The following is a 16,712-nucleotide window of genomic DNA, read 5'->3' as shown; positions in this document are numbered from 1 at the left end:
TATTTTATAAAAAACTAATAATGAAGATTAATTTTATTATTCTTTTTATTACATGTGCTACTCTTAATCTAAGTGCACAAAAACTTGATTGGTATAGCTACTGGGGGAGCTCGTCTGCCGGTAGCCAGATAGAACCTGTACGAATGGTTGTTGACGGAGATGGATATATATATTTATCCGCTTTATTTGGAGGAACTGAGGTAAATGTGTTGGGCAATACTGTTGAGAGTCTATCTTCAACAGATAAAGGAGATGCCTTAATCGTTAAAATGTCATCTGATAAAGCTGAAATTTGGAAACATGTACTGGCTGGAACTAGTAATAGCATCGTTTCAATAAGCGAGATTGTAGTTGACAATGATAATAATCTAATAGTAACTGGCACATTTACAGGAGTCTTAAGGGGTGACGATTCGAATTCAATCGTTATGGAAGATCCCAGCGGTTTTTCTGAAAAAGCAATGTTTGTTATCAGGTATGATCCACAAGGTAATGTTTTGAATATGTGGCAAGTACCTTCTGAGGAAATTGCCGTTGGAGGATTAGCTGTTGATAAAGATAACAATGTTGTTGTATCTGGTTCTTTTAATAGTGAAATGTCTTTTGATCCTAACGATTTGAATACAATGATAGGTAGTATTGATTATAATCTACAGTTCTTTGTCGTTAAATATTCTTCAGAAGGGGAGTTGATCTGGTCGAAATACACTAACAGTGAAGATGTCTCTTTTTCAAACGCTTTTGTAAAAACTGATACCGCTGCTAATATATATATAGGCGGAACTTTTACAGGAGAATTTACATTTGCAGGCAGTACTTTAACAACAGCAGCAGGAGTAGACGATTTGTTTCTTGTTAAATATTTGGCTGATGGTACAGAAAGTTGGTCGAAGCGTATCGGGGGTACACGTAACGATAAAGCAGCTGCAGTTGAAGTTAGCAATTATGGTGATGTTGCTATAAGTGCCAGTTATTACAGTGAAGATATAACAGTCTCAGGAACCTCATACATACTGCAGAATGGTTTTGCAAGCACTGGGGATGCCACACAATATCACCTTGGTGTTTTTACATTTAATCAGAATAGCGGTAACTATAGATGGTGGTATAGCTTTGGTCGTGGATCTACTGTTAACGGAGGAGGTGGAGCTGCTGCGTATTTGCGCTGTTCTGATGAAGGTGTTTGGTATGTTGGAGGCCAGACTTCAAACCGATTTGGCGATCTATATACTTATGAGAATTTTGGAGGTAACGATAGATACGGAATGCGACTTTTTGATGGTACTTGGGTTCAGCACAATACAAATGGGGGTGCCGATGCTATTTTTCTTGTTCTTAACCGTGAAGGGAAGCCATGCTCAATTGCCCGTCCAGGTGGAGTACAAACTGAAGAGATGCAAGATGTCGCGCTTAGTCCAGATAAAAAAAGTGTTTATATGTTATTTAATATAAACGTTCGAGATAATGAGATTTTCACATGTGTAGATAATCTCTGGGACAGTTATACTGATATCAAGATTTATGGAAGGAAGGCAATGTATACACTCTTGCAAGTTTATTGTCCTGAGACACCTGTGGATTCTAAATATTCTAATTTATATAAAGGAGTTTTTGCTTCTACAATAATTGCAAAGTATACTTTCCCCGAATTAACCCCTAGTGAATTGCCTGCATATGAAACTAATGAAACCTATGTACAAGAGTTGTCAATTACTTCACCTGAAGGTACGCAGTCCTTTTATCAAATGATGGTACCTGAAGAGATGAACTTTATTAATAATGCATTAAGTGGGACTATAACTCAGGGTGGTGTTTATTACTTTGGAGTAATGGCAATTGATAGTACCGAATTACCTGGTAAAATAACTTATTATGCACAAGATCCAAATCTCGAATCTATTCGTGGCAACAGTCGGAATGTTCGCTACATGAAATTGTCAAATGAGGCTGAAGAAGGCATTCAAACTGCAATGAATAGCATAACAACTATCAATAATGTTGTTTTCTATCCAACTGTGTGTTCTGATTACCTAAATATAAAGACCGACGAAAGTAATTATTTTGTTAGAATTTACTCTCAAGCTGGCGTGCTGGTTGGTATATATCAGAACGTTACTAGAGTCCCAGTAAATAACTTTCAGAGAGGACTCTATTTTGTGCTATTGCAACTTCCCACCGGAGATTTTTCACAGGCAAAAATTATTGTTGAATAGAGGGTAGAAGAGTAGGGTGGATTGAGTAATCAGTTATCTGAATAGGGATAAGATTGTGGGAGTGAATTTAAACCAAATTATACTCTTTGCGATACTTCTGTTGCCCTTATCATTTTTATATTTTTATTACTATGATAACAAAATCGTATTTCTTTCTGATTTTTACGCTGAATATTATACTGTTAACTACCTTCGAGGGTGACTACGCTTACGCAGGAGTAATCAGTTCAAAAGAATCAGCTTATTTAGTTGATAATGCAAGTATTATCTCGGGGATTGTTAAAACAAATAATGGTGTGCCTATTAGTGGTGCAGTTGTAAGTGACGGATATTCAGTTGTTCAAACTGACGAGACAGGGCACTATAGTTTTACTCGTAACTATAGCTCTGAATTCGTTTTTATTTCACTACCGGAAACCTACGAAGTACCGGTAGATGAAAAGAAAATACCTAAGCTGTATTTACGTATCAATGATAATGTTAATTATTCGTATGATTTTGTGCTCACTCCTTTTGTGGATGGAGGAAAGGCAGATTCTACACATGTCTTGATAGCTTTGTCTGATCCACAGGTACAGGCGGATTATGAAACATGGCGATTTCGGAACGAAACTATTCAGGATGTCATCAAATTGAAAAATTCTTATCCTGAGGGTACAAATTTCTATGGAGTTGTTGTTGGAGATCTAGTTTGGGATGAATATCATAGATTGAGTGAGCATACAACCTCTTGCAGTGAACTTGAATTTCCTGTATTTCAGGTGATTGGTAATCATGATCATGATATGAATATTTCCGATGATTTTCATGCGGATCATTATTTTAAAGATGCTTATGGACCTACCTATTATTCCTTTAATAGGGGGAAGATTCATTATGTTGTATTGGATGATATCGAATATTTAGGAGGTAAAGCATATGCACATAATGTTACACAAAATCAAATTAATTGGTTAAAAAAAGATTTAGCTTTTGTGCCTGAGGATAAAACAATAGTTATGTGTGTGCATGCTCCTCTTGTAGGTTCTTTCGTTTTAAACAGGGGTGAATTATTTGATCTCATGGGAGGAAGAAGATCAATTCAACACGTTATATCGGGACATCATCATAAAAATACCAATTATGAAATTAATAGTAGGTTAATTGATCATACATTGGGTGCGGTGCAGGGAGGCTTTTGGTCGGGCAATTATTGTCCTGACGGAACACCGAATGGTTATGGCGTATTTCAGGCTGGAGATCAGGGGTATGATAATTGGTATTATAAATCTACAGGATATAGTAAAGATTATCAGTTTAATGCCTATCCTGTAAATAGTGTAGATACTGGTGAGGGGAAACTAGATTGTATTATTGCTAATGTTTGGAATTATGATAGTAAATGGATTGTGAATATATATGAAGATGGAGAAAAGCATCCGATGCAGCAGTATTCTGGGAATGATCCGGAAATGTACGATTTTTTTGCAGAAGGAGGTGATACTAGGCCTAACTATCCAGGTATTGATGGAGGCACTATAGCTTCCAGAAATTGCGGTTCGGTGGCTACAAACCATTTGTTTTTTTATAAACCCACAAATCCTGATGCTGATTTTGTGGTAGAGATTACCGATCGATTTGGAGAGGTGTACCGTAAAAAGTTACTCCATAACATGATGGTAGCAACTTTTAAAGAAACTAATGGAGACTGGAAGTATGAACAGGATTTTAATACTTTACCCAGTTACCCGAATCAGTATATTGATGCAACAGGGTTGGCTAAAGGTACTTTTGTACAGGGGCATTCACCCGAAGGCTGGTATGCCTCTACCTCAGGTAATATTCGTCCTACTGGGAATGAAAGTGACTCATGGTCGTATTTTAACTATTATAGAATTAATAATGGTTCTCAAACCGATGGGTGGCTATATTCGTTTGGTGAAGGTAATCCATCATCAAAAACAGAAAACTCATTAGATCGCAGCCTAGGATCCTTAATATCATATGATAACAGATGCATTAGCTTTGGTGTATTGATTGAGAATAATACCGATCAAACGATCAGAAGTGTTGGGATAGATTATACGGGTAAAATGTGGCGTGCAGGCGACGATCCCCTTTCGGAACAGGAACTTACCTTTTCCTATAAACTAAATCCTGATGTTATAGGTATACGTGACCGTAAAACTTGGATAGGAGAAGTTGAGAGCATCATTGTAGATTCTTTATCTTTTATCTCTCCGTCTGATAACACAGCTGCACAAATGTATACCCCAAACACACAGATTAATGGAGAGGATGCTGCTAATCAAGCTGTTGTAAAAGGTGTAATTAATGTTACTCTAGAACCTGGAGATGTAATTCTTTTGCGCTGGATGGACAATGATAACAGGGGTAACGATCATGCCCTTTCTATCGATAATTTAATCGTAACGGCTTTTTTCAATCCAGTAATCACTTCTGTTGATGATGCTAAACAAAGCAGATATAGCATGTATAATAATGGAAATGTTTTGTATTTCAGCAAAATACCGAAAGGAGATGTTGAGGTGTATGATATCATGGGAAACCTGCTTTATCGTAACAAAATCAGCTTAAATGTTCTTCACCTTAATAGTATCAAGAAACATGGGATTTATCTGGTTCGGTATGGTAATATCATTCAGAAAATACTATTATAATATTATGCATAGATTATTTAAAGATAAGACCAAGTTAGGGGTCTTTATAGCGGTTACGTTTGGATATGGAATGTTTTATGTCTGTAGGTTAAGCATAAGTGTACTAAAAAAAAGTATAGTAGATGATGGTTTTCTTTCCGAATCCCAGATTGGTATCATAGGCTCTGCATTGTTTTTTTCTTATGCTATTGGTAAACTTTTTAACGGTTTTCTGGCTGACAGACTGAATATCCGTTTTTTTATGTCGGGAGCACTACTAATATGTGTGCTTGTTAATTTTATGCTTGGTGTAAAAGTTGCATTTACATTATTCGTTGTTCTTTGGGCTATTAATGGGTGGTTTCAATCAGTAGGTTCTCCAAGTAGTATTATTGCCCTTAAGCGGTGGTATTCTGAGAAAAGTTTTGGTACTGTCTATGGATTTTGGAGTGCAAGTCATAACATAGGAGAAGCAGTATCTTTTATTGTTATTGCTTTTATTGTAAGTGTTTTTGGCTGGCAATACGGATTTTTTAGTGCGGCATTATTAGGATTGTTGGGGGTGTGTGTTATCTTTTTCTTTTTAATACCCCGACCAACAGGAATACTTCAAAGTGAAATATTAGTTGATGAGCCGGGGAATATTGGGAAAATGCAACTAGCTGTTTTGAAAAATCCGGAAATATGGATATTAGCAATAGCAAGCGCGTTTATGTATATAGCACGCTATGCTGTAAATAGCTGGGGAATCTTTTTTCTTGAAACCGAGAAAAACTATTCTGTTATTCAGGCCAGCACTTTAATATCTATTAGTTCCATTTTCGGAGTTGTCGGAACTGTTTTCTCCGGATTATTATCTGATAAACTTTTTAAAGGGAATCGCTCTTTACCTGCTGTCATAATGTCGGCGATTAATTTATTGGCATTAATCCTTTTTCTAGTTGTACCTGCCGGCTATTATATCTTTGATATAACCAGTATGGTTCTTTTTGGTATTTCTATTGGTGTCCTTATTTGTTTTTTAGGTGGATTAATGGCTGTTGAAATAGCTCCAAACGAAGCAACGGGTGCTGCAGTTGGTATGATTGGGATAAGCAGTTACATCGCTGCAGGTATTCAGGATATAGTTAGTGGTAATTTGATAGAATCAAATAAGCGGATTTTATCGGGTGTCAGTTCTTATAATTTTTCATCGATAAAATATTTCTGGGTATCTGCTGCATTAATTTCCCTTGCACTTTTAATTTTTATTTGGAATAAGCATCGGCAAAATTCAAGTAGAATGAGCAGAACTGAATATAAAATCTTGAGACGATACTATTAGTCATGCTACATTTTGAGCCAAAGCTGAAATTGCTAAATAGATAAAACTATCTTTTTCATCCTTGGCTTGATTTATAGCAGTTGAAAATTGACAAGAACTTAACCAGCTTAGCTTATAGGTACGTAGTGTTTTTATTTTGTAAGCTGATTAATTAACATTTTTAATTATTTCCTGTCAAAACGATCAAACGGGGCAGACATTATTATTAAATTTTATCCTTCAAAGAAGGATGTATAAATCTATTTAAAAGATGAAAAAACTTATTTTTTTAATTTTTACGTGCTTCATATTGGGGGCATTTGCAAGTGAGAATTCAGATTTCAATCTAAGGCTAATGTCCTTTAATCTGAGATATGATAATGATATTGATGGTGAAAACTGTTGGGAAAATCGTAAACTACCGTGTGCTGAAATGATCAAAGGAATTAGTCCTGATGTTTTTGGTATTCAGGAAGGGCTTGAAGAACAGGTTAATTTTTTAGATTCGATACTAGAAAATTATGCGTGGATAGGAATAGGAAGAGATTCTTTAAGTATTCAGAACGAATATTCAGCAATATTTTATAAAAAGGATGAATTTGAATTACTTGAATCGGGGACATTCTGGTTAAGTGAAACGCCAACAATTTCATCAAAAGGTTGGGATGCGAAATTCCCACGAATTGTCACTTGGGTGATTCTTAAAAGCAAGCAATCGGGAAAGAAAGCATTAGTCGTTAATACTCATTTGGATCATAAAGGAATGGTTGCCCAACAGCAATCGATAAAACTTATTATTGATCGGGTAAAACAACAAACTAAGGATGGAATGCTAACTTTTGTAATGGGTGATTTTAACGCTTTGCCTGGTAATCCAATATTTGAACCTATATTGGAATTCATGTATTCTGCTAGGGCCGAAGCTTGTAAAACGGATTCTGTTGTGTCGTATAATGGATTTGGGATTGAAAATGATACCAAAATCATTGATCATATTTTTTATCTCGGAGCTACTGCAGATACGTTTCAAACAATAACTAAAAATTACGGAGTGTCTTATCTTTCTGACCATTACCCTATTGTAGCCGATTTTACGTTGCATTGAGCAGGTTCGTCTGATTAGCCTTTGAAAGTTGTATTCAAAGGTCTATAGAAATCGCATTTGCATATGTAGAAAATATATTGAATTTAAATATTCTTTAATCCATTTCTCAGGGCATAATCCTGAAACAAAAACTATAAAAACATGAGAGTAACGATATTAACAATGATGTGTCTTTTTACTTTTACTTTCACTATGGCACAAGAAAAAGAGCTTACACTGATTGTTAGTCAAGAGCAGTACAATCAGCTTCAAAAACACTTTAAACTTGAACAAAAAATAGAGAGCAAATATATAGACTGGGCAAAGTTTTATCGGTATGAAGAATTAAATGATAGCATATCAAAACCCGTTTCAGTTGTTTTCATTGGTAACTCAATAACTGACAGATGGTATAAAAATCATTCTGAATTCTTTGTTGAAAATGATTTTACTGGAAGGGGTATCGGAGGACAAACAACTAGTGAGATGCTGGTTCGCTTTCAGTCTGATGTGATTGATTTACAGCCGGAAACGGTTGTTATTTTGGCAGGTATTAACGATATAGCCCAAAACAATGGAATAATATCGAAAAAACATATTTTACAAAATATACAATCAATGTGTGAACTGGCCGAGCTTCATAATATTGAACCAGTCCTTTGCTCTATATTGCCAGCCAGACGTTTTAACTGGAACAAGGAGTTGAATCCGGTTCAGGATATACTTGACATGAATAAAATGATTAAACAATATGCTGAAGAAAATGATCTGATTTATGTTGATTATTATTCTGCTATGGTCGATAAATTTGGCGGACTTCCCGGAAAGTATGCAGACGATGGAGTACATCCGACTCTCGAAGGGTATTCGGTAATGGAACCCATTATTTTAAATTCCTTAAAGAAAATTTCAAAATAACAGAATTTCACAGATGTAACTCAAGTTGACTTGTCCTAAAATCTAGTGAATTAAATATTATCTGATTAATGTATACAGCTGATTTGTATGGAAATAGGTTGACAGATCTTAATGATATCCATTGAAACCGTTGAAGGTACCTTCAACGGTTTTTTCATGCATTAAATTACGCGTTTTGGATGGCAGCAAATGAAGGAGATTGCTGGCTTTTTTCTGTTTTTGTTGGATCACTTGCGAAAAATGTGTGCACTCGATTTTAGGAGGAAATTTTTTTAAAAATGAGAATAGGTGCAGCAATTGTTGCAAAAGGAAATTAATGACATTTTGTGTTCTGTTGTATGACCTTATTTTCATTTGTTCGTTTCTTATTTTCTTTTGAATTAATTGTTTGTAAGATAGTTGGTATTCAATGTTCAGGTTGCTACTTTTATCTAAAGTAGATCAATTTAGATAAATGGCTAAAGGAATAAAAACAGGAGGTCGGAAAAAAGGAACACCCAACAGGGTGTCAGGCACGATTAAAGAGATGCTTAATACAGCAATCTGTAAAGAGCTTGAAACGCTACCAAAATTACTTTCTGAATTAGAACCAAAAGAAAGGTTAGATGCAATTATTAAGTTACTCCCATATTTGACATCTAAAGCCAAAGAAGATGATTCCGCTGAATCCCCTGCGGAAAAGTTTACGAGTTTTAGCAAGATGGTGGCTGAGAAGATGAAGGAAGCAAATGAACGAATGCAAAAAAAGGCAAGTTAGTTCATTTGAAGCAGTGGGGTATTAGTTCAGTTCCAATTTGTAATCCAGCAGTGTTATTTAATTTGAGTTTTGTGTGCTCATTTGTGTGTATAAAAAGAAAAAGCTGCATTCAGCAATCGATGCAACTTTTTGAAAATCAGGTGGAGAATAGCGGAATCGAACCGCTGACCTTTTGACTGCCAGTCAAACGCTCTAGCCAACTGAGCTAATCCCCCAAATTAATATTGTGTCAGAACTTTTTGCATCGGATTAGCGAAGTTGCTTGTCCCGAAATATCGGGAAGCTAATCCCCCAACTTTTTGCTCGGCAAATATAATAATATTTTTAAAATCAGCTCAAGAAATATTTTTGGTTTGGTTTTTGCATTTTATGGGTGAAGCCATCTAATTAAACATTCACTTTTAAAATCTAATGTCATGAAAACCAAGAAAACAAAGAAAGCCGATTTGGAAGGTAAAAGACCATTGTTGTTTGCTATTTCAATGGTACTTTCACTCGGATTTGTATTGCTTGCATTCAGTTGGAAAACTCCTGTGGAACCTGCAACAACGTTTGAGCCATATGTGCTGGATTCGCCAGATGAGATTTTCATTCCACGTACAAAAGAAGAGAAAAAGGAAATTGCACCTCCACCAAAGGTGGTTGATATTATTGAGTTGGTAAGCAATGAAACTGAAATTGAAGATGAGGATTTGGATATTTTTGATACGGAAAACAATGATGAAGGGATTGATGTTGAGGCATTAATGAATCTTAGTTCGGGTGATGAGGAAGATGATGACGATGAAACAATTTATTACTTTGTCGATGAAAAACCTGAATTTCCTGGTGGGATGAATTCCCTCTTAAAATTTATTTCAAACAGCGTAAAGTACCCCATTGTTGCTCAGGAAAATGGTATTCAGGGGAAGGTAATTGTCGGTTTTGTTGTTAATAAAGATGGAGAGGTTAGTGATGCAACTGTTATGCGTAATGTTGATGCATCGCTGGATAAGGAGGCGTTAAGAGTTGTCAATATGATGCCAAAATGGAAGCCTGGGAAACAATCGGGTAGAGCTGTGAGGGTCCGATATGTTGTGCCAATTAGTTTTGTACTTCAATAAGATTTACATACAAAAAAATTGGATAACAATTATTTTCAAAAAGGGGTTCTTGCATATGAAGATTATTTTTTATCTTTAACCCCTCAAACTAAAAAATGTTGCTAAAGCAGAATAAACTTGTAAAACTGAATTATGGAATTAAAGAAATCACCAAAGGCTGATCTAGAGAGCAAAAGAAGCATTTTTGTTCAGCTAGGGTTGGTGCTCTCGCTTGGACTTTGCTTGTTGGCTTTCGAATGGACTTCGAAAGTAGATCAGGTAAGTTCTCTTGGTTCAATGAACCAGCAAGAAGTTGAAGATGAGATCATTCCAATTACCCGTCAAGAAGAAGTAAAACCACCACCACCACCACCACCACCAAAAGTTGTTGAGGTGTTAAATATTGTGGACGATGAGACTGAGATTGAAGACGAACTTGAAATTGAAGATACTGAAGCAGATGATGAAACTGTTATTGATGTAGCTCCAGTTATTCAAGAAGAAGAAGAAGAAGAAGAAGAAGGTCAGATTTTCTTTATTGTTGAGGAAATGCCTGAATTCCCTGGAGGAGAGTTAGCTCTTCGTAAGTTCATTGCAAATGCGATTAAATATCCAGTGATCGCACAGGAGAATGGAATTATGGGAAAAGTATACGTGAATTTTGTTGTTGATAAAGACGGAAGTGTGACAAATGCACGTATTGCTCGTGGTGTTGACCAATCATTGGATAAAGAAGCACTGCGTGTGGTGAACAACCTTCCAAAATGGAAACCTGGAAAACAAAGAGGTAAATCAGTGAGGGTGTCCTACACTGTGCCAATTAGCTTTGTACTACAGTAAGATATTTTTAGCATATGGAAATCCTGGTTCCGTTTTTTTCGGGGCCAGGTTTTTTTATGGATTCAATTTGTAAAGAATGATAGATCGATTACCCATACATGAATCCGCTATTTTAGTCGGACTTATAAATCAGGATCAGGATGAAAAGCAAGCGCAGGAATACCTGGATGAGCTTGAATTTTTGGCTGATACAGCTGGTGCTGTGGTGAAGAAGCAATTTTTTCAGCGTTTGGATGTGCCGAATCCTGCAACGTTTGTTGGTTCCGGTAAGTTGGAGGAGATTGATAATTACATCAAGGTTCATGATATTGATACGGTTATTTTTGATGATGAATTGACTCCTACCCAACTTCGAAATATCGAGCGCAATCTTGAATGTAAAGTGCTTGATCGGACCAATCTCATTTTGGATATTTTTGCGAAACGGGCACAAACAGCTCACGCAAAAACGCAGGTTGAGTTGGCGCAATATCAGTATTTGCTGCCTAGACTGACACGTATGTGGACCCACCTTGAACGGCAACGCGGGGGTATTGGTATGCGAGGTCCTGGTGAAACACAGATTGAGACCGACCGACGAATCATTTTAGATAAAATTGCACGGCTTAAGTTACAGCTCAAGAAAATTGATAAGCAAAAGGCTACTCAACGGAAGAACAGAGGGAAGTTGGTGCGTGTTGCATTGGTTGGTTACACGAATGTTGGAAAGTCAACGATCATGAACTTGCTAAGTAAGTCAGAGGTATTTGCTGAAAATAAGCTTTTTGCAACGCTTGATACTACGGTTCGAAAAATGGTGATTGGAAATTTACCATTTCTTTTAGCTGATACGGTCGGTTTTATACGCAAGTTGCCACACGGGTTGGTCGAATCATTTAAATCAACATTGGATGAAGTTCGTGAAGCAGATGTCCTTTTACATGTTGTGGATATTTCGCATCCCGGTTTTGAAGAGCAGATTGACACGGTAAATGAAACTTTGGCTGAAATTAAGGTTGGAGAGAAGCCTTCAATTTATATCTTCAATAAGATAGATGCTTTCCAGTATGTTGAGAAAGATGATGATGATTTAAGTCCTAAAACCAGGGAAAACTATTCATTGGAAGAATTGAAGAATAGCTGGATGGGGAAGAAAAATACTCCCTCACTTTTTATCTCAGCCGTGGAAAAGGATAATATCAATGAATTTAAACAGCTTCTTTACGAGGAGGTTAAAAAAATTCATATTACCCGTTTCCCATATAACGACTTCTTATATGATTCGGCATGGATAAATCCGGAAGAATAGCATTGTTGGAAAAAATGCTATTCTGTTTTGTCATCATTATTCAACACTAGCGAATAAATATCTGTTCTCCGGTCCTTAAGGTTCCTGACGGCTCCAAATGAGTGCAATTCCTTTAACAAGTCCATATCAACATCTGCAACCAGAATCATTTCGGTGTTTGCAGTAGCTTCAGCTTTAATACCGGTTGTGGGGAACGAGAAATCACAGGGAGTAAACACAACAGCCTGAGCAAACTGGATGTCCATGTTCTCGACTTTGGGAAGATTCCCAACACTGCCTGCAATAGCTACATAGCACTCGTTTTCTATCGCTCTGGCCCTTGCACAATAGCGAACACGAGAGTATCCATTTTGGGTATCTGTCAGAAATGGAACAAATAAGATATTCATACCTTGATTCGCTAATATTCTTGGAAGCTCAGGAAACTCAACATCGTAACAAATTAGAATTCCAATCGGGCCACAATCTGTTTCAAATGTTTGAACCTGTGTTCCACCTTTTAATCCCCAGCATTTTGTTTCGTCTGGTGTTACATGAATTTTCTCAAAGTATTCATATGTACCATTACGACGGCACAGGTAACCAACATTGTAAAGATCATCGTCTTTAACCAGTGGCATACTGCCAGTTATGATATTAATATTGTAGCTAATTGCCAATTGAATAAATCGGTCGCGGATAGGAATTGTGAATTCAGCCAGCTTTCGGATTGCTTCTGCTTCGCTCAAATGATTGTATTGAGCCATCAATGGCGCATTGAAAAATTCCGGGAACAGAATGAAATCACTTTTGTAACTGGAAACCGCATCTACAAAAAACTCTACCTGCTCAAACAATTCATCTATGCCTTTATAAAGGCGCATTTGCCATTGTATTAACCCAAGTCGAACAACCGATTTGCTCATCAGCTTCAATGGTCGCTCTTCGTAAAAAATGTTGTCCCACTGAAGCAGGACGGCAAATTCCTTTGATTCACTATCACCGGGCATATAACCTTTCAGTACTTTTTTTACGTGAAATTCATTGGCCAATTGAAAAGTTAAAGTAGGATCATATAATTCTTTGAACTTGACCTTTTGAATAAATTCCTTAGGGGTCATTTCTTTTGAATGTTTATGATAGTTGGGGATCCGTCCTCCAAAAATAATTGCTTTAAGATTCAATTGTTCGCAGAGTTCTTTTCTTGCATCATATAACCGTCTTCCAATTCTTAGTCCTCTATATTCAGGTCTTATGAAGACATCAATACCATATAATACATCTCCTTTGCGGGTGTGTGTATTGAAGGTATAATTTCCGGTTATTTCTTTATAGGTATGGTTATCTCCAAAGTGAATATATTTTACAATGATTGAAAGAGCGCAACCAACAACAACGTCATTAACCAAAACAGCAAGCTGCCCTTCGGGAAAAATCTCGAGTAACTTTAAAAAATGATGTTCTTTCCAATAAGCACCCGGCCAGTTCGGATAAGCTTGAATCATAGAAAGTTTTAGTTCTTCGTAATCATTTGCCTGCAAAGTTCTCAGCTCAATTTTGTCTATTTTGTCCATCATTTTTCAATATTTAAGGTTCTCCTAAATTATAAGTTTTTAAGCACGTAATTGTTGATTAAGACATAAAATAAATAGTTGTTTTCAATTTTCATTTTAGGGCTTTTCAATTCTCAGTGCCGTAATAAATTAGCTTTTATTGGTGAGATAGCTCAAAAAAATACATCCAAATACGAATGAATTAATTAACACAAAATTTACACCGGTCTGGTGTTTAATGGTCAGTAAGTCAGCGTGATGTGCTAAATCTAATTTAATTATTCTTAGAACCGTTTTAAATTAACTATTTTAGCAATTCATTTATTGGCTGAAATGTACCATACGCCTACTTTTGTGGGACTTTATAGTATTTGGTTTAATGTATTAATATAAATTGGTTATCCTATGAGCAATTTTCTAACTGCCTCTATCGGAAGAAAGTTTATCATGAGTCTTTCTGGACTTTTTCTGATGATGTTCATTTGTGTGCACTTGGGCATTAACCTGCTGTTAATTTTCGATGACAGCGGTGATTTGTTTAATCAAGGCGCGCACTTTATGGCAACAAATCCTTTAATAAAAATTATGGAGCCTGTATTAGGGCTTGGATTTATTGTACATATCGTCTGGTCATTCATTTTGAGTTACAAAAACTATCAGGCCAGACCTGTTTCTTATTCAAAAACGAATCAATCTGATTCCAGCACCTGGGCATCTCGTAATATGTTGGTTCTTGGAGCGTTGGTTTTGGTATTCTTAGTAACGCACGTCATGAATTTCTTCTGGAAAATTAAATTTACCGGTGATCCATTGTTGGATCATGTTTTGGTAAATGGTGAAGAAATGGAGAATACTTATGCATTGGTTTCAGTACTTTTCAAATCCAGTGTAATCTATGGAATTGTTTACATCCTGGGAGGTATTTTATTAGGACTTCATTTGGGTCACGGTTTTTGGTCGTCTTTCCAAACGCTTGGATTTGCGAATAAAATCTGGTTAAAAAGACTACAAATTGTTGGTCAAGTATTTGCTATTCTGGTAGCAATTGGATTCTCTGTTATTCCATTGTATTTCCTGATTAAATTTTAATCGAAAAGAAACTGTATTATGAGCGTATTAAATTCGAAAATACCTGAAGGGCCTTTAGCCCAGAAGTGGACAAATTATAAAAATCACCAGAAACTGGTGAACCCAGCCAACAAACGTAAATTGGATGTGATTGTTGTTGGAACTGGTTTAGCTGGTGGCGCTGCTGCTGCTTCACTTGGAGAAATGGGTTTCAATGTAAAAAACTTTACCATTCAGGATTCACCACGTCGCGCACACTCTATCGCGGCACAGGGTGGTATCAATGCAGCAAAAAATTATCCAAACGATGGCGATTCAGTTTATCGTTTGTTTTATGATACAATTAAAGGTGGTGACTATCGTGCACGGGAAGCTAATGTTCATCGTTTAGCAGAAGTGAGTAACAGCATCATCGACCAATGTGTAGCTCAAGGTGTACCTTTTGCTCGCGAATATGGTGGCTTGCTAGACAATCGTTCATTCGGTGGAGCGCAGGTTAGCCGTACTTTCTATGCCCGGGGACAAACTGGTCAGCAATTGTTGTTGGGTGCTTACCAGGCGTTGATGCGCCAGGTGAATGCCAAAACTGTTACCATGTATACTCGTTGTGAGTTGGTTGACATTGTTATTGTTGATGGAAAAGCTCGTGGAATCATTACCCGCGATTTGGTAACTGGTGAAACTCAACGTCATTTTGGTCATGCAGTTGTTTTGGCGACTGGAGGTTATGGAAATACGTTCTTCCTTTCAACCAATGCAATGGGATCAAATGGATCGGCTGCTGTTAAAGCATACCACAAAGGAGCAATGTTTGCAAATCCTTGTATGGCTCAGATTCACCCAACATGTATTCCTGTTCATGGTGAGTTCCAGAGTAAGCTGACTTTGATGTCGGAGTCACTTCGTAACGATGGACGTATTTGGGTTCCAAAGAAGAAGGAAGATGCTGAAGCCATTCGTGCAGGTAAAAAGAAACCTACTGATTTATCAGAAGAAGAAAGAGATTATTACTTGGAGCGTCGTTACCCTGCATTTGGTAACCTGGTTCCTCGTGATGTTGCATCACGTGCAGCAAAAGAACGTTGTGATGCAGGATTCGGTGTTGGAACAGGCCTGGCTGTTTATCTTGATTTCAAATCGGCAATTGATCGTTTGGGTAAAGATGTGATTGAAGCACGTTATGGAAACTTGTTCCAGATGTACGAGAAAATCGTTGACGAAAATCCATACGAAACACCAATGATGATATACCCTGCAATCCACTACACAATGGGTGGTATCTGGGTTGATTATGAATTGCAAACAACTATTCCTGGTTTGTTTGCTGCTGGTGAAGCTAACTTCTCAGATCATGGGGCAAACCGTTTGGGAGCCTCTGCATTGATGCAAGGTTTGGCTGATGGATATTTCGTTCTTCCATATACTATTCAAAATTACTTGGCTGATGAGATTGCGACTCCTCGCATGACTACTGAAGAGCCAGAATTTGTTGAAGCTGAAAAAGCGGTAAAAGACCGTTTCGCAAAATTGTTAGCCATTAAAGGAAAACGTTCTGTTGACAGCATACACAAAGAGCTTGGCTTGGTAATGTGGGATTTCGTTGGAATGGGACGTAACAAAGAAGGTCTTGAAAATGCAATCAAGCGTATTGCTGAAATCAAGAAAGAATTCTGGTCGAACGTTCGTATTCCTGGAAACAAAGAAGGAATGAACATTGAATTGGAGAAAGCCAGCCGTTTGGCAGATTTCCTTGAGGTTGGTGAACTTATGGCTCGTGATGCACTGAACCGCGAAGAATCTTGTGGTGGACACTTCCGTGAAGAGTATCAGACACCGGAAGGGGAAGCTCTTCGTCAGGATGATAAATTTGCATACGTTTCATGCTGGGAATTCAAAGGTGATGATAAAGAGCCTGCGATGCACAAAGAAAACCTGGTATATGAAAACGTAAAAATGGTTCAACGTAATTACAAATAGGCTTTTAAAAG

12 protein-coding genes and 1 tRNA gene are annotated in these 16,712 nt (G+C 37.1%); 11 read left to right on the top strand and 2 right to left on the bottom strand.

Translation table 11 applies throughout. The features are described from left to right. The first annotated feature begins 20 nt into the window (after positions 1 to 20). The 6 genes from ACUNWD_RS14735 (at position 21) to ACUNWD_RS14710 (ending at position 8,914) form a co-directional block, all read left to right on the top strand. Positions 21 to 2,213, top strand: coding sequence for a hypothetical protein (locus tag ACUNWD_RS14735; protein WP_445588593.1), 2,193 nt, complete (start codon positions 21 to 23; stop codon positions 2,211 to 2,213). A gap of 131 nt (positions 2,214 to 2,344) precedes the next feature. Beyond that, complete coding sequence (locus ACUNWD_RS14730) at positions 2,345 to 4,873, top strand: calcineurin-like phosphoesterase C-terminal domain-containing protein (RefSeq protein WP_445588592.1); 2,529 nt, start codon at positions 2,345 to 2,347, stop codon at positions 4,871 to 4,873. Between the two features lie 4 nt (positions 4,874 to 4,877). Further along, positions 4,878 to 6,176: an MFS transporter gene (locus ACUNWD_RS14725; RefSeq protein WP_445588591.1), complete on the top strand. Its 1,299-nt coding sequence runs from the start codon at positions 4,878 to 4,880 to the stop codon at positions 6,174 to 6,176. Between the two features lie 334 nt (positions 6,177 to 6,510). Continuing rightward, a complete protein-coding gene (locus ACUNWD_RS14720; RefSeq protein ID WP_445588590.1) occupies positions 6,511 to 7,260 on the top strand; it encodes an endonuclease/exonuclease/phosphatase family protein in 750 nt (249 codons plus the stop codon). Between the two features lie 141 nt (positions 7,261 to 7,401). Further along, positions 7,402 to 8,157 carry a GDSL-type esterase/lipase family protein gene (locus ACUNWD_RS14715; protein ID WP_445588589.1) on the top strand — a complete coding sequence of 252 codons (756 nt, stop codon included), beginning with the start codon at positions 7,402 to 7,404 and terminating at the stop codon, positions 8,155 to 8,157. Positions 8,158 to 8,611: 454 nt separating this feature from the next. Then, on the top strand, positions 8,612 to 8,914 hold the full coding sequence (locus tag ACUNWD_RS14710) for a hypothetical protein (RefSeq protein WP_445588588.1): 303 nt from the start codon (positions 8,612 to 8,614) through the stop codon (positions 8,912 to 8,914). 141 nt (positions 8,915 to 9,055) lie between these two features. Here ACUNWD_RS14710 and ACUNWD_RS14705 read toward each other — a convergent pair. Continuing rightward, positions 9,056 to 9,129, bottom strand: a tRNA-Ala gene (locus ACUNWD_RS14705). A 201-nt stretch (positions 9,130 to 9,330) separates the two neighbouring features. Between ACUNWD_RS14705 and ACUNWD_RS14700 the strand changes: the two genes are divergently transcribed. The 3 genes from ACUNWD_RS14700 (at position 9,331) to hflX (ending at position 12,124) form a co-directional block, all read left to right on the top strand. Further along, positions 9,331 to 10,017, top strand: a complete 687-nt coding sequence (locus ACUNWD_RS14700) for an energy transducer TonB (RefSeq protein ID WP_445588587.1) — start codon at positions 9,331 to 9,333, stop codon at positions 10,015 to 10,017. 132 nt (positions 10,018 to 10,149) lie between these two features. Further along, positions 10,150 to 10,836: an energy transducer TonB gene (locus ACUNWD_RS14695; RefSeq protein WP_445588586.1), complete on the top strand. Its 687-nt coding sequence runs from the start codon at positions 10,150 to 10,152 to the stop codon at positions 10,834 to 10,836. 76 nt (positions 10,837 to 10,912) lie between these two features. Beyond that, a complete protein-coding gene (gene hflX, locus ACUNWD_RS14690; protein ID WP_445588585.1) occupies positions 10,913 to 12,124 on the top strand; it encodes a GTPase HflX in 1,212 nt (403 codons plus the stop codon). A gap of 17 nt (positions 12,125 to 12,141) precedes the next feature. Here the strand turns inward: hflX and ACUNWD_RS14685 are convergent, their stop codons facing one another. Continuing rightward, the gene (locus ACUNWD_RS14685) at positions 12,142 to 13,680 is read right to left on the bottom strand and encodes a GNAT family N-acetyltransferase (RefSeq protein WP_445588584.1); all 1,539 of its coding nucleotides are present in this window, start codon (positions 13,678 to 13,680) and stop codon (positions 12,142 to 12,144) included. 381 nt (positions 13,681 to 14,061) lie between these two features. On the opposite strand from ACUNWD_RS14685, the gene ACUNWD_RS14680 reads away from it, so the two are divergent. Both ACUNWD_RS14680 and ACUNWD_RS14675 read left to right on the top strand, forming a co-directional pair. Further along, on the top strand, positions 14,062 to 14,745 hold the full coding sequence (locus ACUNWD_RS14680) for a succinate dehydrogenase cytochrome b subunit (protein ID WP_445588583.1): 684 nt from the start codon (positions 14,062 to 14,064) through the stop codon (positions 14,743 to 14,745). Positions 14,746 to 14,763: 18 nt separating this feature from the next. Continuing rightward, complete coding sequence (locus tag ACUNWD_RS14675; RefSeq protein ID WP_445588582.1) at positions 14,764 to 16,701, top strand: fumarate reductase/succinate dehydrogenase flavoprotein subunit; 1,938 nt, start codon at positions 14,764 to 14,766, stop codon at positions 16,699 to 16,701. Positions 16,702 to 16,712 lie beyond the last annotated feature (11 nt).

The sequence above is a fragment of the Sunxiuqinia sp. A32 genome (assembly GCF_052690465.1).
Note: the sequence above shows the minus strand (reverse complement) of the source record. Positions and strands in the feature narration are given on the sequence as shown.